This window comes from Rhodococcus tibetensis, assembly GCF_024438035.1.
Classification (GTDB): Bacteria; Actinomycetota; Actinomycetes; order Mycobacteriales; family Mycobacteriaceae; genus Rhodococcus_F; species Rhodococcus_F tibetensis.
The window spans coordinates 193,921-220,361 of record NZ_JANFQF010000004.1 but is presented as its reverse complement, the minus strand read 5'-3'; the positions used below and the strand labels follow the sequence as shown (position 1 = coordinate 220,361).

The following is a 26,441-nucleotide window of genomic DNA, read 5'->3' as shown; positions in this document are numbered from 1 at the left end:
GACGAGCCTCAGGACTCGTTCACCACGCACGGGTGGCGCAGCCGCCTAGAACCCCAAGCGGCCCAGCTGTTTCGGGTCGCGCTGCCAATCCTTGGCGACCTTCACGTGCAGTTCGAGGAAGATACGGGTGCCGAGCAGCTTCTCGATCTGCAGACGAGCCTTGGTCCCCACCTCGCGGAGTCGGGCGCCACCCTTGCCGATCACGATGCCCTTCTGGGACGGGCGTTCGACGTAGAGCAGGGCGTGCACATCGAGCAGTTCGCCCTGCTTCTCAGTGCGACCTTCGCGGGGAATTACTTCCTCGATGACCACTGCGAGCGAGTGCGGCAGTTCGTCGCCGAGACCTTCGAGGGCGGCCTCACGGATGAGTTCGGCCATCAGTGTCTCTTCGGGCTCGTCGGTGAGCTCGCCGTCCGGGTAGAACGCGGGCCCTTCTTCCATCTTCGAGGCGAGGACGTCCACCAGGACCTCCACCTGTTCACCCGACGCAGCCGAGACCGGCACGACGTCGGACTCGGGGCCGAGCATCTGGGACACTGCCAGCAGTTGCTGCCCGACCTTGTCCTTGGTGACCTTGTCGATCTTCGTCACGATGCCGATGAGTGTGGTCTTCGGTGCGATCTGGCGGACCTGCTGCACGATCCAGCGGTCGCCGGGGCCGATCTTCTCGTCCGCCGGGATGCACAGGCAGATCACGTCGACCTCGGAGTAGGTGTCACGCACGAGGTCGTTGAGGCGCTGGCCGAGGAGCGTCCTGGGCCGGTGCAGCCCCGGGGTGTCGACGAGGATCAGCTGCGCATGCTCGCGGTGCACGATGCCGCGAATCGTATGCCGGGTCGTCTGTGGACGCGAAGACGTGATCGCAATCTTGCTCCCCACCAATGCATTGGTGAGCGTGGACTTGCCCGTGTTGGGCCGCCCGACGAAACAGACGAATCCGGAACGGAATTCGGGTTTACTCATACTTCTCCTCGATCACGGATCCATCGGTTCGCGCGAAGACGATCGCCGCCTGCGCACTGACTTCGTGTAGTGCGGCGATGCCCGGATCATCCGGGGCTCCGCCGATCAGGACAGCGGCTTCGAACCCTTCTGCCCCGCTCGACACCGCGGCAGCGACGGCCGACTGCAGAGCGGTCAACGGCAACGACGCCAAGGTGACGGCGCCCGCCGCGTAGGTGCGGCCGTCGAGATCGCGGACAGCGGCGCCCTGACCACTTCTGCTGCGGCCCAGGGCTCCCCGCGCAAGCACGATCAGCTTGGCGTCCTCGGGATCGAGTTCAGGCATCGTCGCTCTCTCGTTCGCGGTCGTCTTCGTGATCGTCTTCCGAGGTCGGTGCACGTTGCACGAAGACCGTGCTGATGCGCACTCGACCCCGCACGTCGGGTGAGCCCTCACCGCGCAGAATCAGACCCTCCGACACGACCTCGGAGCCGGGGAGGGGAACCCTGCCCAGTTCGTATCCGATCAACCCGCCTACGGTTTCGACCTCGTCGTTCTCGAGTTCGAGTCCGAACAGTTCGCCGAGATCCTCGATGGGCAGCCGCGCCGACACCCGGTACATACCGTCGCCGAGGTCCTCGATCGGCGGTGTCTCGTCCTGGTCGTACTCGTCGGCGATCTCCCCGACGATCTCCTCGATGACGTCTTCGATGGTGACGAGCCCGGCGACGCCGCCGTATTCGTCGACCAGCACCGCCATGTGGTTGCGGTCGCGCTGCATTTCGGCGAGCAGGCTGTCCAGAGGTTTGGAATCCGGCACGAACACGGCCGGCCGCATCACGTCGCGGACGCGAACGCTGCGCCCACCGTCACGCGAGTGGTACGTCTGCTGGACCAGGTCCTTGAGGTACACCACCCCGAGGACGTCGTCGACGTTCTCGCCGATCACGGGGATCCGCGAATGACCGCTGCGGACGGCGAGGGACGTCGCCTGTCCGGCGCTCTTGTCGCTCTCGATCCACACCATCTCGGTACGCGGAACCATCACCTCGCGGGCCGAGGTGTCGCCGAGTTCGAACACCGACTGGATCATGCGTCGTTCTTCGTCGGCTACGACGCCACGCTCCTGCGCCATGTCGACGAGTTCGCGAAGTTCGATCTCGGAGGCGAAGGGACCGTTGCGAAATCCCTTACCCGGGGTGATCGCGTTACCGATCAGGATCAGCAGTCGACTGATCGGACCGAGGAGGGTACCGATGACCTGCAAGGGGAACGACGCGATCAATGCTATCGAGTAAGCGTGCTGACGGCCGAGCGTGCGCGGACCGACGCCGATCACGACATAGTCGACGAGCACCATGACGATCGCGGTGACGGTGAGCGCCCACACCGGTTCGAGGAGGTCGAACAACCCGCCGACAAGCACGACCGTAGCGGTGATCTCGCACAGGATGCGAAGCAGCACCATCAGATTCACGTAGCGCGGGCGGTCGGAGAGGATGCGCAGGACCCGGTGCGCACCGGCCCGGTCCTCCTTGGCCATCTCCTCGACACGGGCGGACGAAATCGTGTTGAGAGCGGAGTCCACCGCGGCGAACACACCGCCGAGAGCGACGAGAACGATCGCGAGGACGATCAGCGCGATGGCGCTACTCACAGAGAACCCTTCACGTGGCGGTTACTGATCCGGCGAGTCGAAGAACCCGGCCTTGCCGAGCAACTTCTGGTCCCGGGCAGCGAGTGCCGCATCCCGTTCGGCGCGGCGAAGATCCTCGTACCACTCTTCGAGGAGCTGGTTCTGCAGGCCGAACATCTCTTTCTCCTCCTCCGGCTCGGCGTGGTCGTAGCCGAGGAGGTGCAGCACGCCGTGGACAGTGAGGAGCGCGAGTTCGTGGGCCAGCGGGTGACCGGCCTTGTCGGCCTGATCCGCCGCGAAGGACGGGCACAGCACGATGTCGCCGAGCATCGACGGTCCAGGGTCCGCTGCATCCGGACGACCGCCCGGTTCGAGCTCGTCCATCGGGAAGGACATCACGTCGGTGGGGCCCGGGAGATCCATCCACCGCATGTGCAGATCCGCCATCGTTGCCGAGTCCACGAGGACCATCGACAACTCGGCCGCAGGATGGACGTCCATCCGTGCGATCACGAAGCGGGCAACGCTGATCAGCTCCTCTTCGGAGACGTCCATGCCCGATTCGTTCGAGACTTCGATGCTCATGTGTGTCGCTTCCTCCTGGTTCCGGCGACACTCACCCTACCGTCGTGGAGAACGCGAGTGCGCCGCTCTCCGCTGTGCGCGGTTTCCGAGCTCGATCTTGCCGTCGCGGTCTGCCTCGAAACGCTCGTAGGCGTCGACGATGTCGGACACCAGCCGGTGCCGGACCACGTCGCTGCTGTTCAGCTCGGCGAAGTGGATGTCGTCGATGTCGCCGAGGATCTCGCTGGCTGCCCGCAGGCCCGATCGCGCGCCGCCCGGAAGGTCGACCTGGGTGACGTCACCGGTAACGACCACCTTGGAACCGAAGCCCAGCCGGGTGAGGAACATCTTCATCTGCTCGGCGGTGGTGTTCTGGGCCTCGTCGAGAATGATGAACGCGTCGTTCAGCGTGCGACCGCGCATGTATGCCAGCGGCGCGACCTCGATGATGCCCGACTGCATCAGCTTCGGAATCGCCTCGGGGTCCATCATGTCGTGCAACGCATCGTGCAGCGGCCGCAGGTAAGGGTCGATCTTCTCGTGCAGCGTCCCGGGCAGGAATCCGAGCCGCTCGCCCGCCTCGACCGCGGGCCGCGTGAGGATGATCCTCGACACCTGCTTGGTCTGCAGCGCCTGCACGGCCTTCGCCATTGCCAGGTAGGTCTTGCCCGTGCCGGCGGGGCCGACACCGAAGACGATCGTGTTGGCGTCGATCGCGTCGACGTACCGCTTCTGATTGAGTGTCTTGGGCCTGATGGTCTTCCCGCGCCGAGACAGGATGTCGAGGGTGAGAACCTCGGCGGGCGACTCGCTCAGACCCTGGGTCAGCATCCCCACGGTGCGTCGCACCGCATCGGGTGCCAGCGGCTGTCCACGGCCCACGATGGCGGCGAGCTCGGTGATGACGCGTTCGGCCAGGGCAACGTCGCCGGGTTTCCCCGTGAGTGTGACCGCATTGCCGCGTACGTGGATGTCTGCATCCAGGACCCGTTCGAGAGCTCGCAGATTCTCGTCGGCAGAGCCGAGGAGAGGCGGGACCGTTTCGGGTGGGAGATCGATACTCGAACGCACGGTGCGTTCCGCCGGGCGCGTGGCGCCGAACGTCTCGCCATTCTGGTCTTGTTCGCTCACGTGAGGTATATGGCCTACTTCCGGATCCCGGCGATTCACGGCGGTCGCCGTGCTGACCGAAGTCTATCGCTCGCAGGTCACAGCGCCCACCCGAATACGTGACAACGACGGCATGATCGGCACGGGCGGTGTCGGGGTCACCCGTCGGCCGGACCGGCCAACAGCGCGTGCCGTGAAATTTTCCAGCACTCACTGTCCGGGCTGAGGAAGGCGTAGTGGTCTTCACCATCGACGAGGTGCAACGCGACCGGGTCTCCGGCTACCTGCGCTGCATCGCTGTATCGGACGCTGACCTTGGCCGGTACCTGAATGTCCTCCGTGCCGTGCACGCACACGACCGGCACACCGATCGGGATCCGGTGGTAAGGGGACGCGGAGCGATAGCGGTCGGGATCGTCGGCGAAAGGGACACCGAGAAGGTCCTCGATGTACCCGATCCGCCGGCCGCGCTCCCCCGCCGACGCCAGGTCGAGCGCTCCGGCCTGCGACACCACCATCTCGGGCCGCACGGCGGTCTGCGTCTGGCTCGCGAGCCACACCGCGAGCTGCCCGCCCGCCGAGTGCCCGACCACACGGACGCGAGCGAAATCGAAGGCAACCGGGGATTGCTCGGCGACGGGACCGGCGAGCGCCTCCAGCGCGGCAACGATGTCGGCGGACATCTCGTTCCAGGCGCCGCCCGCACCCAATCTGCGGTATTCGATGTTCCACACCGCAACTCCGTGACGCGCGAGATCGACCGCGAAGCTCGTCCCCAAGTTGAGGTGGTACTTGCCGCTCCAGAACCCGCCGTGGACGACCATCACCACCGGAACAGGACCCTCGACCGGTTCCTCGGGGGCGTAGAAGTGCCCGAACTGCTGCGGTTCGGTGCCGTAAGCGATACGAATGCGGTCCACGAGCAGTCAGGTTAATCGGCCGGCACGACGCATCGTCAGGCGATAGGGGCCGCGCCCCAACGGTCCGTGAGCACCCCGAGGGCACCCAACGCGACCGCGGCCGCTGTGGAGGTCCGCAGAACGTGCGGTCCCAGCAGTACGGGGACGGCGCCCGCCTCCGTCAACGCGGCGATCTCTTCGTCGGAGATACCACCCTCGGGCCCGACGACCAGCACGATCTCGGCGGCCGAACGCAGCGGGAGTTCGGCAAGTCCCTGCGTCGCCGCTTCGTGCAACACCGCGACCACTCCGCCACGGCCCACCACCTCACGGACGACGGCGAGCATCCCCGCGGTGCGGTGCAGTTCCGAGACCTCGGGCACGATCGCCCGCCTCGACTGCTTGGCCGCGGCCACTGCAGCGCCACGCCAGCGGGCGAGACCCTTCGCTACCTTGGGCCCCTCCCACTTGGCCACGCACCGCGACGACTGCCAGGGAATGATCGCATCGACACCGGCCTCGGTGGCGAGTTCTACCGACAGCTCCGAACGGTCCGCCTTCGGCAGCGCCTGGATCACCGTGACCGCGGGAGACGCCGCAGACACCTGTCGACGCTCGTGGACGGTGAGTTCGAGCCGGTCCTTCCCCGCTGCCGTCACTTCGGTGTCCGCGAGACCGCCCCGCCCATCGGCGAGGACGATCCGCTCACCGACACCGATTCGGCGCACGGTGGCCGCATGCCTGCCTTCGGGGCCGTCGAGAACCGCGGTCTGCCCGACCTCGGGCAGAGGGTCGAGGTAGAAGACGGTGGCCGCCACCGTCAGCGGCCGCTGAACGCTTCACGCAGACGCGAGAACAGCCCGCCACTGTGCTGCGACTCGGTGGACACGACCTCGGCAACGTCCCGGTCACGCAAATCGCGTAGCTCGCGGAGAAGCTTCGTCTCCTTGTGGTCGAGGCGTGAGGGCACGACGACCTCGAGGTGCGCGTGCACGTCACCGCGCACACCCGATCGCAGCTTGGGCATTCCGTGGCCACGAAGGACCGTGACCGACCCGGGCTGGGTGCCGGGTTCGATGACGATGTCCTTGGGACCGTCGATGATGGTGTCGATGGTGACCGTGGTCCCGAGCGCGGCGTCGACCATGGGAACACGGACGGTGCAGTGCAGGTCTTCACCGTCGCGGACGAACACCTCGTGCGCTTGCTCGACGACCTCGACGTACAGGTCACCGGCCGGACCGCCGCCGGGGCCCACCTCACCCTGCGCGGCAAGCCGGATCCGCATGCCTCCGGCAACACCGGCGGGGACCTTGACGGTGATGTCGCGGCGCGCACGCACGCGGCCGTCGCCGCCACACTTGTGGCAGGGATCCGGGATGGTCTCGCCCGCGCCGCGGCACGTGGGGCACGGGCGGGAGGTCATCACCTGTCCGAGGAACGAGCGCTGGACCGACTGCACCTCACCGGCGCCGCCACACGTCTCACAGCGCACGGGCTTGGAGTTCCCGTTGGTGCCCGAGCCGGTACAGCTGTCGCACAGGATCGCGGTTTCGACCGTGACCTGCTTGCTCACACCGGTCGCGCACTCCGCCAATGTCAACCGGGTACGAAGGAGGGAGTCCGCACCGGGCTGCACCCTGCCGCGGGGACCGCGTCCTGCGCCACCTCCGCCACCGAAGAACGCTTCGAACACGTCGCCGAGACCACCACCGAAGCCGCCGCCGCCGAAGCCGGCTCCGGCACCACCACCCGAGGACAGCGGGTCACCACCGAGATCGACAATGCGCCGCTTCTCCGGATCCGACAGCACCTCGTAGGCCGTCGAGATCTCCCGGAACCGGGCCTGCGCCGACTCGTCGGGGTTCACGTCGGGATGCAGTTCCCTCGCAAGCTTGCGGTAGGCGCGCTTGAGCTCCTGGTCGGTCGCCTTCTGGTCGACGCCGAGCGTTGCGTAGTAATCCCGTGCCACGTTGAGTCTCTCGTCCTTCTCTACTTCGTTATCGCGCTATTGATCCGTCTTCACGTCTCCGGCGGCGCTCGTCGACCTCGCGGGTCTGCCGGTCACCGCTCGGCGAGTACCTGCCCGATGTATCTGGCAACGGCTGCCACCGATGCGATTGTTCCCGGATAGTCCATTCGGGTGGGTCCGAGCACACCCATGCCACCGAGCACGGTGCCGGCAGCGCCGTACCCGGTGGAAATGACCGAGGTGCCGCGCATCTGCTCGACCTGGGTTTCTTCGCCGATCCGGACGGTAACGGTGCCGGCGTCCTGGGTGGCGGCCAGCAGCTTCAGGACCACCACCTGCTCCTCGAGCGCCTCGAGGACCGCCCGCAGCGAACCGGGCAGCCCGCTGATTCCGGTGAAGTCGGCGGCGTTGCGGGTGAGGTTGGCCGTGCCGCCGAGCACCAGTCGCTCCTCGGGATGTTCGACGAGCGTCTCCACCAGCACGGTGGCCGAACGGACCACGGCGTCGCGGAGATCTTCGGGAGCCTCTTCGGCGAGTTCCGACACGGCGATCGAGGCGGCCGCCAGCCGCTTGCCCTCTAGAGCGCCACCGAGCAGCCTGCGCAGTCGTGCGAGGTCTTCGTCGTCGAGGACATCACCGAGTTCGACGATGCGTTGGTCGACCCGGCCGGAGTCGGTGATGAGAACCAGCAGCAGGCGGGCGGGCGTCAAGGCGACGACCTCGAGATGACGAACGGACGAGGCCGACAATGTGGGATATTGCACAACTGCCACCTGCCGCGTGAGTTGCGCGAGCAACCGCACACCCCGCCGCAGCACGTCGTCCAGGTCGACACCCGACTCGAGGAACTCGAGGATGGCGCGCCGCTCGGCTGTCGACAGCGGCTTCACTTCGGCGATGCGGTCCACGAACTGCCGGTAGCCCTTGTCCGTGGGCACGCGGCCGGAACTGGTGTGCGGCTGGGCGATGTACCCCTCGTTCTCGAGGAAGGCCATATCATTGCGGACAGTGGCGCTGGAAACACCGAGATTGTGCCGTTCGACCAGCGCTTTCGAACCCACGGGCTCCTGTGTGGAGACGTAGTCGGCGACGATCGCGCGCAGAACCTCGAAACGTCTGTCGTCAGTACTCGACACCGTATCCACCTCCAGTTCTCGATCATTGCGAGTACGGCCCTCACCGAACCGGGGTTCGGATCGACCCTCACGTCCCCTGAGCTACGTACATACACACGTGCACCGCGGCTCGATCCAGTCTAATCGTCCGGACGCCCGTACCCGACGAGGCCTTACTGTGGTGACCGAAAGTCGCACATCGGTGACCAGCTGGATAGTCGGGCGTCGGTGAGCGCACGGCACGACGACGGGCGGATGACGAGGCGATGATTTTCAAAGGTGTCATGGACGGCAAGCCGTACCCCGACCACGGTTTGTCGCTACGCGACTGGTCCAAGATCCCGCCGCGGCAGGTTCGACTCGACGAGATCGTCACCACCACCAAGGTTCTGGAACTCGACCGGCTGCTGTCCGAGGATTCGACCTTCTACGGCGACCTCTTTCCGCACGCCGTGCAGTGGCGCGGTGTGCTGTACCTCGAGGACGGACTGCACCGTGCAGTGCGGTCGGCTCTGCGGAACCGTGTCGTGCTGCACGCGCGGGTGTTCGACTACGACGAGATGCCCGGCATCGTGACCGCCTGATCGGCTACCGGAGAACGGTCCGGACCACCGCATCGGCGAGGAGACGCCCCCGATCGGTCAACACCAGGTGATCGCCTTTTCGCACCAGGAGCCCGTCGGCCACCGCCGCGTCCGCGGAGCGGAGTTCCCCGGCATCGAGCTCGGCGACCGGCAGGCCGGTACGCAACCGGGCGGTCAGCATCACCCGTTCGAGATGGCAATCGTCGTCGGTGAGGTGTTCACTTCCGCCGACGGGTAGCGCTCCCGCCGCGAGTTGCTCGGCATAGCGGGCGGGGTGCTTCACATTCCACCAGCGCACGCCCCCGACATGACTGTGAGCGCCCGGCCCGGCACCCCACCAGTCGCCGCCGTCCCAGTACCCCAGGTTGTGCCGGCATTCCGCCCCGTCCGTAGCCCAGTTCGACACCTCGTACCAGGTCAGCCCGGCCTCGGCGAGGCGCGCATCGATGCGTTCGTAGCGCGATGCCAGCACATCGTCGTCCGGTGCTGGCAATTCGCCGCGGCGGACTTTCCTCGCCAGGGCCGTGCCGTCCTCCACGATCAGCGCGTAGGCCGAAACGTGGTCGACCCCCGCCGACAGCACCGCATCCAGGGAGAGGTCGAGGTCCTCGTCGCGCTCCCCCGGTGTCCCGTAGATCAGGTCGAGGTTGACGTGCTCGAAGCCGGCCGCCCGCGCCTCGCGAGCAGCGGCCACGGCCCGGCCCGGAGTGTGCGTTCGATCGAGAACCCTCAGGACGTGCTGGGCCGCCGACTGCATTCCCAACGAGACGCGGGTGTAACCGCCGGCGCGGAGCCTGTCGAAGAATTGCGGCGACGTCGACTCGGGGTTCGATTCGGTGGTGACCTCGGCGCCGTCGGCCAGTCCGAAGCTCGAGCGGACGGCGCCGAGGACGTCGGCCAAGCCGTCACCTCCCAAGAGGGAGGGGGTACCACCGCCCACGAACACGGTGTCCACGGCGGGCGCCCCCGTCATCTGCGCGGCTGCATCGAGTTCGCGGCGCAATCCCTCCATCCACGACTGCGGCGACGCGGACGTGCCCAGTTCACCGGCCGTGTAGGTGTTGAAATCGCAGTAACCGCAGCGTGTGGCACAAAACGGAACGTGGATGTAGATGCCGAACGGACGACTCCCTACACCAGCGAGGGACCGTTCCGGCAGCACGAAGGTGCCCGCCTCACGCGAACTGCCGGAGGTAGTACTCGTTCCGCTCACCCTTCCAGTGTCCACTGTCCGGTTACCCGGGGTGTCCACGGTCCGAGTCCTCCGCCCATTCGACCGGAAGAAATGCAATACACCGTGATATTTCCCGCAAAAATGGTGGAAATTGGTCCCCGGCTCTGAGTCAGCGATCTGACGTGGCACAATAGAGCGCATGACCGGACCCGGAGTGCGACTGGTGGCACGTCGCCACGTCGATCTCAAGCGTGTCTGCAGCTGTTGTTGTCTGCTCTGCTGCGTGCAGTAAAACCAGCCTGTCAGCCCGTTCATCATTCTTCTCGACTTCCGGCCGGATTCGTACGCCCTGAGCGAGGAACAGCGTTCCTCCTCGGACTCAGCCGGTGCACCGTGAGATTCAGGAGTGCTCCATGACGTCGACCACCGACGCCTCCCCCGCTGCCACCGACGCGGCACCCGCGCCCACTCGCACCCGCACGGCGAAGCCGACCCGCCGACGGGCCGAGGGACAGTGGGCCCTCGGCTACCGCGAGCCGCTCAACGCCAACGAGCAGGCGAAGAAGGACGACAACCCACTCAACGTCCGGGCACGCATCGAGAACATCTACTCGAAGCAGGGTTTCGACAGCATCGACAAGAGCGACCTGCGTGGCCGCATGCGCTGGTGGGGTCTTTACACCCAGCGCGAGCAGGGTTACGACGGCACCTTCACCGGCGACGAGAACATCGACCTGCTCGAGGCCGAGTACTTCATGATGCGGGTGCGGTGCGACGGCGGCGCACTCAACGTCGAACAGCTCCGCACCATCGCCGGAATCTCCACGGAGTTCGCCCGCGACACCGCCGACCTCTCGGATCGCGAGAACGTCCAGTACCACTGGATCGAGGTCGAAAACGTCCCGGAGATCTGGAAGCGTCTCGAAGGCGTCGGACTCAAGACCACTGAAGCGTGCGGCGACTGCCCGCGTGTGGTGCTGGGTTCGCCGCTGGCCGGTGAGTCGCTGACCGAGGTCCTCGACCCGACGCCGGCGATCGACGAGATCGTCCGCCGCTACATCGGCAAGCCGGAGTACTCCAACCTGCCTCGCAAGTTCAAGACCGCGATCTCCGGCCAGCAGGACGTGGTGCACGAAATCAACGACGTCGCGTTCGTGGGGGTCGATCACCCCGAGCACGGTCCCGGTCTCGACCTGTGGGTCGGCGGCGGGCTGTCCACCAACCCGATGCTCGCGCAGCGGGTCGGCGTCTGGGTGCCGCTCGACGAGGTTCCCGACGTCTGGGAAGCCGTCGTCTCAATCTTCCGCGACTACGGTTACCGCCGGCTGCGCGCCAAGGCACGCCTGAAGTTCCTCGTGAAGGACTGGGGCATCGAGAAGTTCCGTGAGGTGCTCGAAACCGAGTACCTGAAGCGCAAGCTGATCGACGGTCCGGCGCCCGAGAAGCCGCTGCGTCCCATCGATCACGTCGGTGTGCAGAAGACGCGCAACGGTCTCAACGCCGTCGGCGTCGCACCCATCGCCGGTCGCGTGTCGGGCACCATCCTCGCGAAGGTTGCCGATGCCGCCGAGCGCGCCGGCAGCGACAAGATCCGGTTCACGCCCTACCAGAAGCTGATCATCCTCGACGTCGCCGACGACAAGCTCGACCAGCTGATCGCCGACTTGGACGAGGTGGGCCTGCCCGCACGTCCGTCGCATTGGCGCAAGAACCTGATGGCCTGCTCGGGAATCGAGTTCTGCAAGCTCTCGTTCGCCGAGACCCGGAAGCGCTCACAGGTGCTCGTCCCCGAACTCGAGCAGCGCCTGGCTGACATCAACGCGCAGCTCGACGTGCCGATCACGATCAACATCAACGGCTGCCCCAACTCGTGCGCCCGCTCCCAGGTCGCCGACATCGGATTCAAGGGAATGCTCGTCGACGACGGCGACGGCAATCAGGTGGAGGGCTTCCAGGTCCACCTCGGCGGCAGCCTCGGATTCGATGCAGCTTTCGGCCGGAAGCTGCGCCAGCACAAGGTCACCAGCACCGAACTCGGTGATTACATCGATCGCGTCGTCCGCCAGTTCGTGAAGCATCGCAACGAAGGTGAGCGCTTCGCGGAATGGGTCGTTCGAGCTGACGAAGGAGACTTGCGGTGAATCTCGCCACAGCCACACACGACGATCTCCGGCTCCTTGCCGAGCGCGGAGCAGCAAACCTCGAAGGTGCCACCGCGCACGAACTGCTGCAGTGGACCGAAGAGACGTTCGGGGACGGTGCGAGCGAAGCGACGGGGTATCGCAATAGCTACATCGTCGCGTCGAACATGCAGGACGGTGTTCTGGTCCACCTCGCCGCCCAGGTCCACCCCGGCGTGGACGTGTTGTTCCTCGACACCGGCTATCACTTCGCGGAGACCATCGGCACCCGCGACGCCGTGGAGCAGGTGTACGGGGTCAACATCATCAACGCCCGCGCCGAGGCCAGCGTTGCCGAGCAGGACGCGGCGGAGGGCAAGGATCTGTTCGCCCGTGAACCCAACCGGTGCTGCGCACTACGCAAGGTCGCCCCGCTGAAGAAGACCCTTTCCGGCTACAAGGCCTGGGTCACCGGTATCCGGCGGGTCGAGGCCCCCACGCGCGCCAACGCGCCGCTGATCTCGTTCGACGAGGCGTTCGGTCTGGTGAAGATCAACCCGATCGCCGCGTGGTCCGACGAAGACATGCAGGCCTACATCGACGAGCACTCGATTCTCGTGAATCCGCTTGTCGAGGAAGGTTATCCGTCCATCGGGTGCGCTCCCTGCACCAGCAAGCCAGCCCCCGGCAGCGATCCGCGCAGCGGCCGCTGGGCCGGTCAGGCCAAGACAGAATGCGGGTTGCACGCCTCATGAGCATCGATTTCTCCACCTCCGTTGCCGACACGGGCGTTCGCCCGCAGTTGAACGGCACTCAGTTCGACACACTCGACGCACTCGAGTCGGAAGCGATCCACATCTTCCGTGAGGTCGCCGGCGAGTTCGAACGCCCGGTCATCCTCTTCTCGGGTGGCAAGGACTCGACGGTGCTGCTGCATCTGGCCATCAAGGCGTTCTGGCCTGCACCGCTGCCCTTCGCCCTGCTGCACGTCGACACCGGCCACAACCTGCAGGAGGTGCTGGACTTCCGCGACCACGTGGTCTCGAAGTACAACCTGCGCCTGCACGTCGCGAAGGTCGAGGACTACCTGGCCGACGGGCGTCTCACCGAACGTCCCGACGGGATCCGCAACCCTCTCCAAACGGTGCCGTTGCTCGACGCGATTGCCGAGAACCGTTTCGACGCCGTCTTCGGTGGCGCTCGCCGTGACGAGGAACGCGCCCGGGCCAAGGAGCGGATCTTCTCGTTGCGCAACGCGTTCGGCCAGTGGGACCCGAAGAAGCAGCGCCCCGAGCTGTGGAACCTGTACAACGGCAAGCACTCCCCCGGTGAGCAGGTTCGCGTGTTCCCGCTCAGCAACTTCACGGAACTCGACATCTGGCGGTACATCGCCCGTGACAACGTCGAGCTCGCCAGCATCTACTACGCCCACCAGCGCGCGGTGTACCAGCGCGACGGCATGTGGATGACCCCGGGCGTGTGGGGCGGGCCCACCGAGGGTGAGGAACTGCAGACGCTGTCCGTGCGGTACCGCACCGTCGGTGACGGGTCCACCACCGGCGCAGTCCTTTCCGACGCCGCGGACAACGCGGCGATCCTCGCCGAGGTCGCGGCATCCCGATTGACCGAGCGCGGCGCGACCCGCGGCGACGACCGAGTTTCCGAAGCGGCCATGGAAGACCGCAAGCGAGAGGGCTACTTCTGATCATGAGCGACCTTCACGAGCGGAGCCTGCCCAGTACGCAGCTTCTCCGCCTCGCTACCGCGGGCAGCGTCGACGACGGCAAATCCACCCTCGTCGGTCGACTGTTGTACGACACGAAGTCGGTACTCGCAGACCAGATCGATGCCGTCACCCGGGCCTCGGTCGACAAGGGTCTGTCCACCCCGGACCTGTCGCTGCTGGTGGATGGTCTGCGCGCCGAACGCGAGCAGGGCATCACCATCGACGTCGCCTACCGGTACTTCGCCACCCCGCGCCGGTCCTTCGTGCTGGCCGACACCCCCGGGCATGTGCAGTACACCCGCAACACCGTGTCGGGCGCGTCCACCGCGCAGCTGGTGATTCTGCTGGTCGACGCCCGTAAGGGTGTGATCTCGCAGACCCGTAAGCACGCTGCCGTTCTGGCTCTGCTCGGGGTTCCCAAGCTGGTGCTCGCGGTCAACAAGATCGACCTCGTCGAGGATCCGGCCAGTGTGTTCGCCGAGATCTCGGCCGAGTTCAACTCGCTGACCAGTTCCCTCGGCTGGGCGTCCGAGGACGTCCTCGAGATTCCCGTGTCGGCACTGCACGGCGACAACGTCGCGGTCCGATCGGACAACACGCCGTACTACGACGGTCCCACCCTGATCGAGCACCTCGAGTCCGTGCCGGTGGACGCCGAACCGCACCGGGTCGGTCTCCGTTTCCCGGTCCAGTACGTGATCCGACCCCGCACCCCCGAATTCCCGGATTACCGCGGATACGCCGGGCAGGTCGCGGCAGGTGCGGTGGAGCCCGGGGACGAGGTGGTGATCCTGCCGTCCGGTGTGCGCACCACGGTGACCCGGATCGATACCGCGGACGGTGAACTCGACAGCGCACACGCAGGCCGGAGCGTCACTCTCGTTCTCGCCGACGACGTCGACGTCTCGCGTGGCGACGTCATCGCCTCGCCCGCGGACGCACCGGAACCGCTCGGTGAGTTCGATGCCACCGTGTGCTGGTTGGCCGAGAAGCCGCTGCGTCCCGGTGCGCGCCTACTCCTCAAGCACGGCACCCGCACCACCCAGGCCATCGTCGGCACCCTGGTCGAGCGCCTCAACGAGCAGGAACTCACCTCCGAGCCCAGCCCGGAGTCGTTGGAGCTCAACGAGATCGGGAAGATCTCGGTGCGCGTCGCCGAACCGATCGTCGCGGACGACTACACGGTGAACCGCCACACCGGCAGCTTCCTGCTGATCGATCCGGCCGGCGGCAACACGCTCGCCGCAGGACTCGTCGGAGACGCCATCGCCTCGGTGGAGCTCGGCGAGCGCGTCTGAGTGCAATGACGCCGCTGATCGCTGTCGCACACGGCAGTCGCGACCCCCGCAGTGCGCGGGTGGTGACGGCTGCCGTGTCGGCGCTGCGCGAGCGGCATCCGGACCTCGACGTCCGTCTGTGCTTTCTCGACCTCACTGCGCCGTCCGTCGATCAGGTGATCGACGCGGTCGCCGCCGAGGGGCATTCCTCGGCGGTGGTCGTGCCGATGTTGCTCGGCAGTGCCTTCCATGCCCGGGTCGACCTTCCCGCACTTCTCGACGCCGCCCGGCGACGGCACCCTCGTCTCGACGTCCGTCAGGCCGACGTACTCGGGCACGATCCCCGGCTCCTCGGTGCCGTCCGCGACCGCATCGTCGAGGCCGGCGGCTCCACCGCCGAGTCCGGCCTCGGGGTGGTCCTTGCGGCAGTCGGCTCCTCGGACCCGGCAGCGAACGACCGAACCCGGGGGCTGGCCGACGCACTTCTCGCCGGCACCCGGTGGTCCGGCGCTGTCACCTGTTTCGCCACTTCAGCTGAACCGACGGTGCAGCAGGCGATCGCGCATCTTTACGCGTCAGGCGCGTCGCGCATCGTGATCGCGCCGTGGTTCCTCGCCCCCGGACTGCTCACCGATCGGCTGAGCCGTGCAGCCGAGTCCTGCGCAGGCGACATCACCTACTCCGCCACCATCGGACCGCACTCCCGGCTGCTCGACGTCATGCTCGATCGGTATTCGGACACGCGCACCGAGCCGCGGACGTGCACTGTCTTGTCCGCCTGAGCACCCGCCGGCCGGCACCAAACCGGCATCAACCCCTCGCGTCACATTCCTTCACCTCTGGCGCACCGCCGTCGTTCTGGATCAAACTGAAACAGAGGCGAGGGAGTCCACCATGGCTACTGAGATCATCCGGCACGGAATCGTGGCGGGCATCGACGGATCGGACGGCGCAGTGGAGGCGGCGCACTGGGCGGCGTCCGCAGCGCGGCGCTTCGAGGAGCCGCTGCGCCTGGTCCACGTGTTGCCCAAGCATCCCGAGTCGCGCGGCCGTACGTCTACGGATGACTCCGGGCACGACCTCCGCTCCGAAGCGGGCGCGCTCCTCGAGGCAGCGGAACGGGTGCTGCGTGAAGCCCAGCGCGACGTGGAGATCGAGCGGAGCCTCGTCGAAGGACCTCCGGCCCGCGCGTTGATCGACCTGTCCCGCACAGCGCGCATGATCGTCCTCGGTCCCGCAGCCACGAGTGAGATGAAATCGGTGTACGCCGGTTCCGACGTCGTGCGGGTGTCGAATCGCGCCGAATGCCCGGTCGTCGTGTGGCGCGGGATCCAGGGACACGACGTCATCGGCAATCGCCCGATCGTAGTGGGTGTGGACGGCAGCGAACTGAGCGATATGGCGGTGGCCCACGCCTTCGAGTTCGCGTCCTTCTTCGGTGCCCCCCTGGTCGCCGTGCACACCTGGGCGGAGCATTCCACCTTCGGCGCGTGGTACTCGGAGGCGAGGCGTTTCACGGACTGGACCGATCTCGTACAGCACGAGGAGGCGTGGCTCGCAGAGAGCCTTGCCGGGTGGTGCGAGCGGTATCCCGACGTGGAGGTCACGCGGTGCCTCGAGCGGGGCGGGCCGATGAAGGTACTCCTCGAATACTCGTTCGGGGCGCAGTTGATCGCCGTCGGCAGTCACGGGCGCAGCCCCTTCACCGCGTCGTTCATCGGCTCCACCAGTCAGAGTTTGATCCACCACGCACGTTGCCCGGTATTGGTCTGCCGAAAAGGCTGAGCGCACGCAGGCACTTGCGATCAGGCTGATTAATATTGACGTAGTACAGAACCAATTCTGCGGCGGAATCCGGCGTCGCATCCAGCAATCCGACATGCTCCTGAGCTGCGCCTTTTTGGTTGACAGCACTGCCACAACACACCATGCACAGCGTGCAGAAAAGGCAAGTGTTTTCATCACGCAAAATCAAATGCGCCACCGATTGCGACACCCCATTTCGCGCTTATAGTTCCCGGCATGCCGGAGCCCCAGTCGTACCTTGTCTGCGCGTCGCAGCGTAGTGGCAGCACTTTGCTCGTCGAGTCACTTCGCGCCACCACGGTGGCTGGCAATCCTGAAGAGTTTTTCCAGTATTTGCCGTCCACCAGCCGGTCACCGCAACCGCGGCAGTGGTTCGAGGGTGTCACCGACGAAGCGGTGCTCTCACTCCTCGCGCCGCTGGAACCGGGGGTCGAGGACACCCGCACGGCCGAGCAGTGGCGCGATCAACTACTCAGCCTCGGGCGCACCCCCAACGGGGTGTGGGGCGGAAAGCTCATGTGGAACCAGGTGTCCCTGCTGCTCGATCGCGCGGCGGGGTTACCCCACCGTTCCGGCGCCGATCTCCGGTCCGCCCTCGACGACGTTCTCGGCACGGACATCACTTTCATTCACGTGTACCGGCCCGATGTCGTCGATCAGGCGGTGTCGATGTGGCGGGCCGTCCAGACCCAGGTCTGGCGCGACGACGCGACTCCACCGGCACCGAACGACGGCGCCGAGTACAGCGCGGAAGGCATTGCGCATCTCGCGGGCATTCTGCGTGATCAGGAGCGCGGCTGGCGCGAGTGGTTTGCGGCGGCGGAAGACCGCTCTCCCCTCGAAGTCAGCTTCACCGACCTGGTGGCCGATCCGCAGGCGACCACTGCCAAAGTCCTTCTGGCGCTGGGGTTGGATCCGGATTTGGCACCCCCGCCGCCACTGAAACGCCAGAGCGACGGCCGCTCCCGCGAATGGGCGCAGCGTTATCGCGCCGAAGCAACAGAGAAGGGGTACCCGTTATGACCCATGGCTTCACAGTTGCGGATTCCGGATCCACAGTCGCCCCGGTCGAGGAACTGCGCGCACTCGAGGCAGAAGCCGTGCACATCATTCGCGAGGTCGTGGCCGAACTGGAACGGCCGGTGCTGCTCTTCTCGGCCGGCAAGGACTCGATCGTTCTGCTTCGCCTCGCGGAGAAAGCGTTCCGTCCGTCACCTGTTCCGTTCCCCGTGCTTCACGTCGACACCGGCCACAATTTCCCGGAAGTGCTCGAGTTCCGCGACCGGCGACTCGCCGAGGGCGGGCACTCGCTCCTCGTCGCGTCCGTGCAGGACTCGATCGATAGTGGCCGAGTGACCGAGACCGGCGGGCCGAGCGGATCACGGAACCGGCTGCAAACGCGCACCCTGCTCGACGCGCTGGAACAGCACCGGTTCGACGCCGCGTTCGGTGGCGCCCGGCGGGACGAGGAACGCGCCCGCGCGAAGGAGCGAGTGCTCAGTTTCCGAGACGAGTTCGGCCAATGGGATCCGCGTGCGCAACGCCCCGAGCCGTGGTCGCTCTACAACGGGAGAATCCGCCGAAGCGAACAGGTGCGCGTGTTCCCACTGAGTAATTGGACGGAACTCGACATCTGGCGATACATCGAACTCGAGAATCTGCAGCTGCCGTCGATCTATTTCGCGCACCACCGGAAGGTGTTCGAACGCGACGGCATCCTGCTGGGCGTGTCGGAGCACACGCAGCCCGCACCTGGCGAGGTGGTGCAGGAACTCCGAGTTCGCTATCGGACGGTCGGCGACCTCACCATCACGGGCGCCGTTCCCTCCGAGGCCGACGACGTCGCCGGGGTGATCAAAGAGATCATGGCCGCCACCGTCTCCGAACGCGGCCAGACCCGAGCCGACGACAGAACGTCGGCTGCTGCAATGGAAGACCGAAAGCGTGAGGGCTACTTCTGATGACCATCACCACACCGCCGCGCCAACTCCTGAGACTCGCGACTGCAGGCAGTGTCGACGACGGGAAAAGCACGCTGATCGGCCGGCTCCTTCATGACACCGGAAGCCTGCCTCTCGATCACCTTGACGCGGTGACCGACGAAAATGGGAACGCGGACCTGGCCGCCCTGTCCGACGGCCTACGGGCAGAACGGGAGCAGGGCATCACGATTGACGTCGCATACCGCTTCTTCTCGACCGCCACCCGCAGTTTCGTACTCGCGGACACACCCGGGCACGAGCGGTACACCCGCAACATGTTCACCGGGACGTCCAACGCGCACGTCGCGATGTTGCTGGTCGACGCCCGAACCGGTGTGCTCCGCCAAACCCGGAGGCACGCACGCATCGCCGAACTGCTCGCAGTGCCCCATGTGGTGGCAGTCGTGAACAAGATCGATCTGGTGGGTTTCGAGGAGGCACGCTTCCGGGAGGTCGAGGCCGACCTACGCGAACTTGCCGGACATCTGGGTGCCGCGGACCTTGCCGTGATCCCAGTATCGGCGACGCTGGGCGACAACGTCGTGCACCGCTCCACCACCACTGCGTGGTACGGAGGTCCGACTCTGCTCGAGTACCTCGAAAGTGTGGAACTTGCTGCCCCATCAGCTAACTCCGCTCAGCTGCGCTTGCCCGTTCAGTGGGTTGCGCGCCCGGCGCAAGGCCGCCGACGCCGCTACACCGGCCGACTGTCGGCCGGCACCCTCACTGTCGGCGACGAAGTCGTGGTGTTGCCGGCGGGCGCACGAAGCACGGTGACCGCCCTCGACACGCTGGACCCCGAACGCTCCGTCGCCGTCGCACCCCTGTCGGTGTCGCTCGAACTTGCCGACGACATCGACGTCGCACGGGGAGACCTCATCGTCAGTGCCCACGCCGATGCCTCGGCGCCGGTGCCGGCGCGAGAGATCGACGCGACGGTGTGCTGGCTCGGTGAAACTCCTTTGCGTGCCGGCGATCGCATCGCCGTGAAGCACACGTCCCGCACCGTACGTGCCACGGTGCAGGCGTTGCACACTCGACTGGACCCGGAAACCCTCGACGAACACGACTCCCCCGCCGAACTCGCTCTCAACGACATCGGCCGGATAACGCTGCGCACCAGCACTGTGATCCTCGCCGACACGTATGCGGCAAACCGGGATGCCGGCGCGTTCATCGTCATCGACGAGAACAGTAACGACACGATCGGCGCGGGCACGGTCCTCGATTCCCGGGAAGTGGTCCCGGGAGCGCAGACGAGGCGCGATATCACCTGGCACCCTTCCTCTCTCGACCGTGGCCGTCGGTGGGCGGCGACAGGTCAGCGCGGCGCGACCATTTGGCTCACCGGGCTTCCCGCCTCGGGGAAGTCGACGGTGGCTGTGGCTCTCGAACGGACGCTCGTCGATGCGGGGCGGACGGCGTATCTGCTCGACGGCGACAATGTGCGGCACGGAATCTCCGACGATCTGGGGTTCAGCCCGGGGGACCGCGCCGAGAATATCCGGCGAGTCGGACACCTCACCCGATTGTTCGCCGACGCCGGGGTGGTCGCCATCGCCTCGATGGTGTCTCCACTTCGGTCGGATCGCACCATCGCGAGGGCCCTCAACGAGGCGGCGGGACTGCCGTTCCTCGAGGTTCACGTGAGCACGCCGGTAGGGGAATGCGAACGACGAGATCCGAAGGGCCTCTATGCTCGCGCGCGGGCCGGCGAGCTGCGCGGCCTCACGGGTGTGGACGCGCCTTATGAGGTGCCGGATGATCCGGACCTCGCGTTCGATACCACGGGTGCCGATCTCGACGAGCTCGTACAGCGCATCCTTGCCGTACTGGCCCGACACGAGACCCGGTAGGCGGCGCCCGCGAGGTCACGATGCCGAGTCTGCTCACGCCCTCGCGGACCGGAGTACGGCGTCGTGAAGGGCGACGCGATCATCGAAAGGCCGCCGGACCCGGCCGAAATCCTGCACGGCGTCGGAACCGCGACCCGCTACGACGACGACGTCACCGGGTGCAGCCAGCGTGACCGCGGTCGCGATGGCTTCGCCGCGTTCGGGGACGACGAGTACCTCAGCCGTCTTCACCCTCCGCGCCGCTCCTGCGACGTCGTTCCGCAGCACCTCGGCATCTTCCGAGAACGGGCTTTCGTCTGTGACGACGACGATGTCGGCGAGCTCGGCCGCGGTCGTCCCCAGCGGGGCACGCTTACCCGGATCACGATTGCCCGTCGCCCCGATGACGACAATAACCTTGCCCCGGGTCAGGGAGCGAAGATACGGGAACAACCGCCGCTGACCTCCCGTGTTGTGCATGTAGTCGACGAAGGCGAGGAAGGGCTGGCCGGCGTCGATCGCTTCGAGACGACCCGGCACGGTGTCGAGGCGCTCGATTCCGGCGATCGCGCCGTCTAGGTCGACCCCACGCACAGTCAGGGCCGTGACGGCGGCAAGTGCGTTGTCCACCTGATGGGCTCCCAGTAGCCGGAGTCGAATCGTGGTCGTCCCGGACGGGCCGTGCAGCCTGAAGGAAGTTCCACCCTCGTCGGCGTGCACGTCGTCGCCATAGATGTCTGCCTCCGCAGACCTCGAGGAGAAGGTGAGACGGGGCACGGACACGTCGGCGGCGAGTCGGCGACCGAATTCGTCGTCGATGCCGATTGCCGCAGTCGCACAACGCTCGGCGCTGAACAACCTGGCCTTCGCGGCAAAATAGGAATTCATGTCTTTGTGGAAATCGAGATGGTCCCGTGCCAGATTGGTGAACACGGCTACGCCGAATGACGTTCCGTCGACGCGATGCAGCGCGAGCCCGTGGCTGGAGACCTCCATCGCCACGGCGGAGACACCCTGGTCCCGGAATGCGGCGAGAGTCTGGTGGAGTTCGGAGGCCTCGGGAGTGGTCCGGACAGCGTCCCGCGAACCGCGGCGTCCCTGCACAGTGATGCCGGTAATCCGTCCGGCGGTAATTCCGGCACCGCGCAAACCTGCCTCGAGTAGATATGCGGTGCTGGTCTTGCCGTTCGTTCCCGTCACGCCGTAGACGTCGAGAGCGCCGGACGGATTTCCGTAGATCGCGGAAGCGAGCGGCCCTACAGCACACCGCGGATCGTCCACAACGATGGTCGGCAGGAGTTCCGACGGGCGGTCACTCAGCATCGCGACCGCACCACGCGAGACGGCTTCGGCAGCGAACGCGGCGCCGTGCCAGCGCTGGCCTGGCAGCGCCGCATAGAGGTCACCCGGCCGGACGAGACGCGAGTCCTGACTGATACCCGTCACGACTTCCTCGCCGGTCCCGAAGAGCACTGCCGCCCCGCCGAAGCGGCGCAGCACCTCGCACAGAGATGTGGGCGGACGGGACGGGCAGTCGATACTCACGCTCTCAGTGCACCACTGCAGCGGGCCGTGCGAGGGCTGAACCGGATCATCGATGCGGCATGTCAGGTGCCGGTGTTGTTCCGCGGTTCGTCGAGGATGCCGCGCTCCGCGCTGTACGCCGACCGCACATCGGGCGTGCGGTCCAGTTTGGCGAGATACTTCTCCATTGCGGTTCGGGCGTAGGCGGTGCCCTCCTCATCGCTCGGAATGGCGTCGCCGGTGGCCCGTCGCCACGCGTGAAGCTCGAGCGACAACTCGGCCTGGATGCCGGCGAAGGATTCGGTGTCGGCGACGTTGACGCGTTCGTCGGGATCGGCAGCGAGGTCGTAGAGTTCCCTGCTCGGACGTGGCCCGAGGTGCTCGGTTCCCATCGCCTCGCCGGACAGGCTGTTCTGGATGTCGAGCGGAAGGTCGAGAATGGGCCGAGGTGCATAGTTCTCGATGTAGCTGTACTGCTTCGAACGCACAGCGCGGATCGGGTCGAACGTGTCGTGGAAGGTCTTCTCGGTGAACACCAGCTCGCGCGCATGGTCGTTCGACGCGCCCAGTAACTGTTCGGCGTGGGAGACGCCCTCCACCGCCGCGGGCACCGGCACACCGAGCAGGTCGAGGAGGGTGGGCACCAGGTCCACACCACTGAACAATCCGTCATAGACACGGGGCGCCGCGCGCAACCGGCGCGGTGGACGGATGATCGTCGCGATCCCGGTACCCGGTGCATACAGGGTCGACTTCGCCCGGGGGAACGCTTCGCCGTGGTCGGTGAAGAACACGACCCACGTGCTGTCGTCGAGGCCCTCGGCCTCCAGCGTGTGCAGCAGCCGTCCGACGGCCGCGTCTGCCACCTCGATCGACCCGTGAAACCCGGCGAGGTCTTCGCGCACCTGCGGCCGGTCCGGCAGGTACGACGGCACTGTGAAGCTCTCCGGGTCGGCCGGCCGGTAGCGGTCCGCCGGGTACGGGCGGTGCGTCTCGAAGAATCCAGCCGTCAACAGGAACGGCTGTGGCGGGAATCGGGACAACCACCCGGACGCACGATCGGTGACGTAGTCGCAGTACGAATTCGTCACGTCGTACTCGTGGTAACCGAGCCGCTTCGGGTACGCCGTCTCGTGCTGCATGCCGAACAGGGCCGTGTACCACCCGGCGTTCGACAGAAGAGTCGGCAACGTCTGCACGTCGTCGTGATACTGCCATCCGTGATGGGCGAGTCCGACGAGTCCGTTGCTGTGCGGGTACCGGCCCGAAAACAATGCGCCCCGCGATGGGGAGCACAGGGGTGCCACTGCGTGCGCGTCCGTCAGCCGCACCCCCTCCGCGGCGAGCCGGTCGAGGTTCGGACTCCGAACACCGGACGCACCGTAACAACCCAGATGCCTGCCGAGATCGTGCCAGTGCACGATCAGCACGTTGTCGCGTGTTACGGGCACTGCCGGAGTTGTCACAGTCGCCTCCTCGTCGGCTCGGAATACAGAGACACCGGGTTATAAAGACACCGGGCTATAGAGACACCGGGATTTCCGCCTCCGGAAGCTCCGGCGCCCGGGTGGCCCGCGCGTACACCGTTTCACCCTCCTGCAGATGCAGCGCCGCACTGTCACCGCGCGTCACCTGCGCCGAGAAACGCTCACCGGTCGCCTCGTTGCGCAGGTCCACCCGCACCTCGAACCCGAGATGGACCACCCGTTCGACGGTGGCCCGCGTCACCCCGAGCGATTCCGCGGTTCCCGCTTTCTGGGCAAGTGCCATATCGGGGTCGCGGCCGAGCCGGATGTCGTGAGGACGGACCAGCTGGCCGTTGAGTTTGGCCACCGAACCGAGGAACGACATCACGAAATCGTTGGCCGGACGGTCGTAAAGATCTGCCGGTTCACCGATCTGCTCGATGCGGCCCTTGTTGAGGACGGCGATCCGGTCGGCGACGTCGAGCGCCTCCTCCTGATCGTGGGTGACGAGGACGGTGGTCACGTGCACCTCGTCGTGGAGCCGGCGCAGCCAGGTGCGCAGGTCGGTCCGCACCTTGGCGTCGAGGGCACCGAACGGCTCGTCGAGGAGCAGCACCTGGGGATCGACAGCCAAGGCCCGGGCCAGTGCCATGCGCTGCCGCTGCCCGCCGGACAGCTGAGCGGGGTATCGGTGCTGGAACCCGTCGAGCCCGACGATTCCGAGGAGCTCGTTGACCTTCTTGTCGATCTCCGGCTTCGGCCTCTTACGAATCTTGAGTCCGAACGCGACGTTGTCGCGCACGGTCATGTGCTTGAACGCCGCATAGTGCTGGAACACGAATCCGATGTCACGTTTCTGCGGCGAGACGTTCGTGACATCTTTCCCGCCGATCACCACCGTGCCTGAGTCGAGTGCCTCCAGGCCGGCGATGGAGCGCAGCAGTGTCGACTTGCCGGAACCACTCGGACCGAGGAGCGCAGTGAGCGAACCCGAGGGGATGTCGATGGTTACGTCGTCGAGGGCAGCGAACGATCCGTAGTTCTTGCGCGCGCCGGTCACGGTAATCATGTGGTGCTCCTCTTACGGTCGAGCAGAGTCATCAGAAGCAGGCTGAGTACGGCAATGCCCATCAACAGGGTGGCCGCCGAATATGCCCCGAAGGTGTTGTGGTCGTCGATGTACCGCGAATGCACCAGCAGTGTCAGGGTCTGCGAGACTCCGGGGAACCCGGACGACACCATGATGACGGCGCCGAACTCGCCCAACGAGCGGGCGATGGTGAGAATCACCCCGTACGTAAGACCCCATCGGATGGCGGGGAGGGTGATCAACCAGAAGGTCTGCCACTTGCTCGCCCCGAGCGTCGCGGCCGCCTGTTCCTGTTCCTCCCCGATCTCGTGCAGCACGGGCTCCACCTCGCGTACCACGAAAGGAAGCGTCACGAACAACGTGGCGATCACCATTCCGGGCAGTCCGAAGATGACCTTGAACCCGAGCGATTCGATCCCCCCGAACCAGCCGTTGGTACCCCACAGCAAGATCAGCGACACACCCACGACAATCGGGGACACGGCGAACGGCAGATCCACCACCGCCTGCACCAGACCTCGGCCCGGGAATCGTCCCCGCACGAGAGCGAGCGCGGTCACGATTCCGAACACCACGTTGATCGGCACTACGATGGCGACGATCAGCAACGAGAGGTTGAGCGCCGAGATCGCGGCCGGGGTGGAGATCGAGTCGACGAACGCACCGATGCCTCGCTCGAACGTCCGGAAGAGGATGATCGCGATCGGCACGAGCAGAAGGCCGAACAGGTAGAGCAGCGCGACGGTGCGCAGAGTAATCCGGGTGGATCCCGACAGCTTCATTCCGCCTGCTCCTCACGACGCTGGCCACGGCTCGCGAAAAGCCGGAGAACGAACAACGTCACAAACGCGATGGCCAGCAGTGCCACCGACACGGCCGCCGCAGCGGCAGGCCGATCGATTTCGATCTGCTGTTGAATGTACTGCGATGCCATCTGGGTCTCACGCGGAATGTTGCCGCCGATGAGCACCACCGACCCGTACTCGCCTATCGCGCGGGCGAACGCCAGCCCGGCGCCGCTGATGATCGCAGGTGTGAGGGTCGGCAGTACCACTCGGCGGAAGATCGTCACGTTGTCCGCACCGAGCGAGGCCGCGGCCTCCTCCACTTCCCGGTCCAGCTCGATGAGTACCGGCTGCACCGACCGCACCACGAAGGGCAGCGTCACGAATGCCAGTGCCACGATCAGGCCGGGCTGCGTCGCGTTGAGATAGACGTGAATGGGGCTCTCCGGACCGTAGAGAGCCAGTAGCACGATGCTGGCCACGATTGTCGGGAGCGCGAACGGAAGATCGATCAGCGCGTTGACGATCCGTTGACCGGGAAATTCGTCGCGGACGAGCACCCAGGCGATCAGCGTGCCCATCACCACGTTGATCACGGCCACCACGATCGAGACCAGAACGGTGACCCGCAGCGATGCCAACGCGACCGGACTGGTGATGGCGTCGACGAAGCCGCCGACGCCATCGCCGAACGACGCCACGGTCAACGCCGCGAGGGGAAGCACCACGATGATGCTCAGCCACAGTGTCGCGACACCGATGCCCAACGGTCCGACCGCGCCGGTGACCTGGACGAGTTTCTTACGGGGGCGGCGATCGGGCGGGGACGGCAC

General features: G+C 66.2%; 25 protein-coding genes. 10 read left to right on the top strand and 15 right to left on the bottom strand.

The genetic code is table 11. The features are described from left to right. Positions 1–45: 45 nt before the first annotated feature. The 9 genes from era to hrcA form a co-directional block, all read right to left on the bottom strand. Positions 46–963, bottom strand: coding sequence for a GTPase Era (era, locus tag NOF53_RS06660; protein ID WP_255966569.1), 918 nt, complete (start codon positions 961–963; stop codon positions 46–48). Further along, complete coding sequence (locus NOF53_RS06655) at positions 956–1,288, bottom strand: cytidine deaminase-like protein (protein ID WP_255966567.1); 333 nt, start codon at positions 1,286–1,288, stop codon at positions 956–958. Before NOF53_RS06655 ends, era begins: the two co-directional genes overlap by 8 nt. Continuing rightward, positions 1,281–2,600: a hemolysin family protein gene (locus NOF53_RS06650; RefSeq protein WP_255966565.1), complete on the bottom strand. Its 1,320-nt coding sequence runs from the start codon at positions 2,598–2,600 to the stop codon at positions 1,281–1,283. Before NOF53_RS06650 ends, NOF53_RS06655 begins: the two co-directional genes overlap by 8 nt. 21 nt (positions 2,601–2,621) lie before the next feature. Beyond that, the gene (gene ybeY, locus NOF53_RS06645; RefSeq protein WP_255966563.1) at positions 2,622–3,164 is read right to left on the bottom strand and encodes an rRNA maturation RNase YbeY; all 543 of its coding nucleotides are present in this window, start codon (positions 3,162–3,164) and stop codon (positions 2,622–2,624) included. A gap of 36 nt (positions 3,165–3,200) precedes the next feature. Next, positions 3,201–4,274 carry a PhoH family protein gene (locus NOF53_RS06640; RefSeq protein ID WP_255966561.1) on the bottom strand — a complete coding sequence of 358 codons (1,074 nt, stop codon included), beginning with the start codon at positions 4,272–4,274 and terminating at the stop codon, positions 3,201–3,203. Positions 4,275–4,411: 137 nt separating this feature from the next. Further along, positions 4,412–5,173, bottom strand: a complete 762-nt coding sequence (locus NOF53_RS06635; protein ID WP_255966559.1) for an alpha/beta hydrolase family protein — start codon at positions 5,171–5,173, stop codon at positions 4,412–4,414. A 35-nt stretch (positions 5,174–5,208) separates the two neighbouring features. Next, on the bottom strand, positions 5,209–5,970 hold the full coding sequence (locus tag NOF53_RS06630) for a 16S rRNA (uracil(1498)-N(3))-methyltransferase (RefSeq protein WP_255966557.1): 762 nt from the start codon (positions 5,968–5,970) through the stop codon (positions 5,209–5,211). A gap of 2 nt (positions 5,971–5,972) precedes the next feature. Then, complete coding sequence (dnaJ, locus tag NOF53_RS06625) at positions 5,973–7,124, bottom strand: molecular chaperone DnaJ (RefSeq protein ID WP_255966555.1); 1,152 nt, start codon at positions 7,122–7,124, stop codon at positions 5,973–5,975. 92 nt (positions 7,125–7,216) lie between these two features. Further along, complete coding sequence (gene hrcA / locus NOF53_RS06620; RefSeq protein ID WP_109335011.1) at positions 7,217–8,260, bottom strand: heat-inducible transcriptional repressor HrcA; 1,044 nt, start codon at positions 8,258–8,260, stop codon at positions 7,217–7,219. A gap of 245 nt (positions 8,261–8,505) precedes the next feature. Here hrcA and NOF53_RS06615 point away from each other — a divergent pair, with 245 nt between their 5' ends. Then, the gene (locus tag NOF53_RS06615) at positions 8,506–8,823 is read left to right on the top strand and encodes a type II toxin-antitoxin system VapB family antitoxin (protein WP_255966549.1); all 318 of its coding nucleotides are present in this window, start codon (positions 8,506–8,508) and stop codon (positions 8,821–8,823) included. Positions 8,824–8,827: 4 nt separating this feature from the next. Here the strand turns inward: NOF53_RS06615 and hemW are convergent, their stop codons facing one another. Beyond that, positions 8,828–10,036, bottom strand: a complete 1,209-nt coding sequence (gene hemW / locus NOF53_RS06610) for a radical SAM family heme chaperone HemW (protein ID WP_255966547.1) — start codon at positions 10,034–10,036, stop codon at positions 8,828–8,830. Positions 10,037–10,410: 374 nt separating this feature from the next. On the opposite strand from hemW, the gene NOF53_RS06605 reads away from it, so the two are divergent. The 9 genes from NOF53_RS06605 (at position 10,411) to cysC (ending at position 20,764) form a co-directional block, all read left to right on the top strand. After that, positions 10,411–12,138, top strand: a complete 1,728-nt coding sequence (locus NOF53_RS06605; RefSeq protein ID WP_255966545.1) for a nitrite/sulfite reductase — start codon at positions 10,411–10,413, stop codon at positions 12,136–12,138. Next, on the top strand, positions 12,135–12,872 hold the full coding sequence (locus tag NOF53_RS06600; protein WP_255966543.1) for a phosphoadenylyl-sulfate reductase: 738 nt from the start codon (positions 12,135–12,137) through the stop codon (positions 12,870–12,872). Before NOF53_RS06605 ends, NOF53_RS06600 begins: the two co-directional genes overlap by 4 nt. Then, the gene (cysD, locus tag NOF53_RS06595) at positions 12,869–13,822 is read left to right on the top strand and encodes a sulfate adenylyltransferase subunit CysD (RefSeq protein WP_255966541.1); all 954 of its coding nucleotides are present in this window, start codon (positions 12,869–12,871) and stop codon (positions 13,820–13,822) included. Before NOF53_RS06600 ends, cysD (NOF53_RS06595) begins: the two co-directional genes overlap by 4 nt. Positions 13,823–13,824: 2 nt before the next feature. Continuing rightward, the gene (locus NOF53_RS06590; RefSeq protein ID WP_255966539.1) at positions 13,825–15,141 is read left to right on the top strand and encodes a sulfate adenylyltransferase subunit 1; all 1,317 of its coding nucleotides are present in this window, start codon (positions 13,825–13,827) and stop codon (positions 15,139–15,141) included. A 5-nt stretch (positions 15,142–15,146) separates the two neighbouring features. Further along, positions 15,147–15,902, top strand: a complete 756-nt coding sequence (locus NOF53_RS06585) for a sirohydrochlorin chelatase (protein ID WP_255966537.1) — start codon at positions 15,147–15,149, stop codon at positions 15,900–15,902. A gap of 112 nt (positions 15,903–16,014) precedes the next feature. After that, positions 16,015–16,905 (top strand): universal stress protein, encoded by an 891-nt coding sequence (locus tag NOF53_RS06580; RefSeq protein WP_255966536.1) that lies wholly within the window; start codon positions 16,015–16,017, stop codon positions 16,903–16,905. A 237-nt stretch (positions 16,906–17,142) separates the two neighbouring features. Continuing rightward, on the top strand, positions 17,143–17,949 hold the full coding sequence (gene stf0 / locus NOF53_RS06575) for a trehalose 2-sulfotransferase (RefSeq protein ID WP_255966534.1): 807 nt from the start codon (positions 17,143–17,145) through the stop codon (positions 17,947–17,949). After that, positions 17,946–18,887 carry a sulfate adenylyltransferase subunit CysD gene (gene cysD / locus NOF53_RS06570; protein ID WP_255966532.1) on the top strand — a complete coding sequence of 314 codons (942 nt, stop codon included), beginning with the start codon at positions 17,946–17,948 and terminating at the stop codon, positions 18,885–18,887. Before stf0 ends, cysD (NOF53_RS06570) begins: the two co-directional genes overlap by 4 nt. Then, entirely contained in the window at positions 18,887–20,764 is a 1,878-nt protein-coding gene (gene cysC / locus NOF53_RS06565) for an adenylyl-sulfate kinase (RefSeq protein ID WP_255966530.1), read from the top strand. Before cysD (NOF53_RS06570) ends, cysC begins: the two co-directional genes overlap by 1 nt. A gap of 33 nt (positions 20,765–20,797) precedes the next feature. Here the strand turns inward: cysC and NOF53_RS06560 are convergent, their stop codons facing one another. The 5 genes from NOF53_RS06560 to cysT all read right to left on the bottom strand — a co-directional run bounded on the left by NOF53_RS06560 (position 20,798) and on the right by cysT (position 26,441). Further along, complete coding sequence (locus NOF53_RS06560) at positions 20,798–22,288, bottom strand: UDP-N-acetylmuramoyl-L-alanyl-D-glutamate--2,6-diaminopimelate ligase (protein ID WP_255966528.1); 1,491 nt, start codon at positions 22,286–22,288, stop codon at positions 20,798–20,800. A 62-nt stretch (positions 22,289–22,350) separates the two neighbouring features. Next, complete coding sequence (locus tag NOF53_RS06555; RefSeq protein WP_255966526.1) at positions 22,351–23,733, bottom strand: sulfatase family protein; 1,383 nt, start codon at positions 23,731–23,733, stop codon at positions 22,351–22,353. Between the two features lie 55 nt (positions 23,734–23,788). Next, a complete protein-coding gene (locus NOF53_RS06550; protein ID WP_255966525.1) occupies positions 23,789–24,802 on the bottom strand; it encodes a sulfate/molybdate ABC transporter ATP-binding protein in 1,014 nt (337 codons plus the stop codon). Then, positions 24,799–25,605, bottom strand: coding sequence for a sulfate ABC transporter permease subunit CysW (gene cysW, locus NOF53_RS06545; RefSeq protein ID WP_255966524.1), 807 nt, complete (start codon positions 25,603–25,605; stop codon positions 24,799–24,801). The genes NOF53_RS06550 and cysW overlap by 4 nt, the downstream gene beginning before the upstream one ends. Beyond that, positions 25,602–26,441 carry a sulfate ABC transporter permease subunit CysT gene (gene cysT / locus NOF53_RS06540; RefSeq protein ID WP_374212579.1) on the bottom strand — a complete coding sequence of 280 codons (840 nt, stop codon included), beginning with the start codon at positions 26,439–26,441 and terminating at the stop codon, positions 25,602–25,604. Before cysT ends, cysW begins: the two co-directional genes overlap by 4 nt.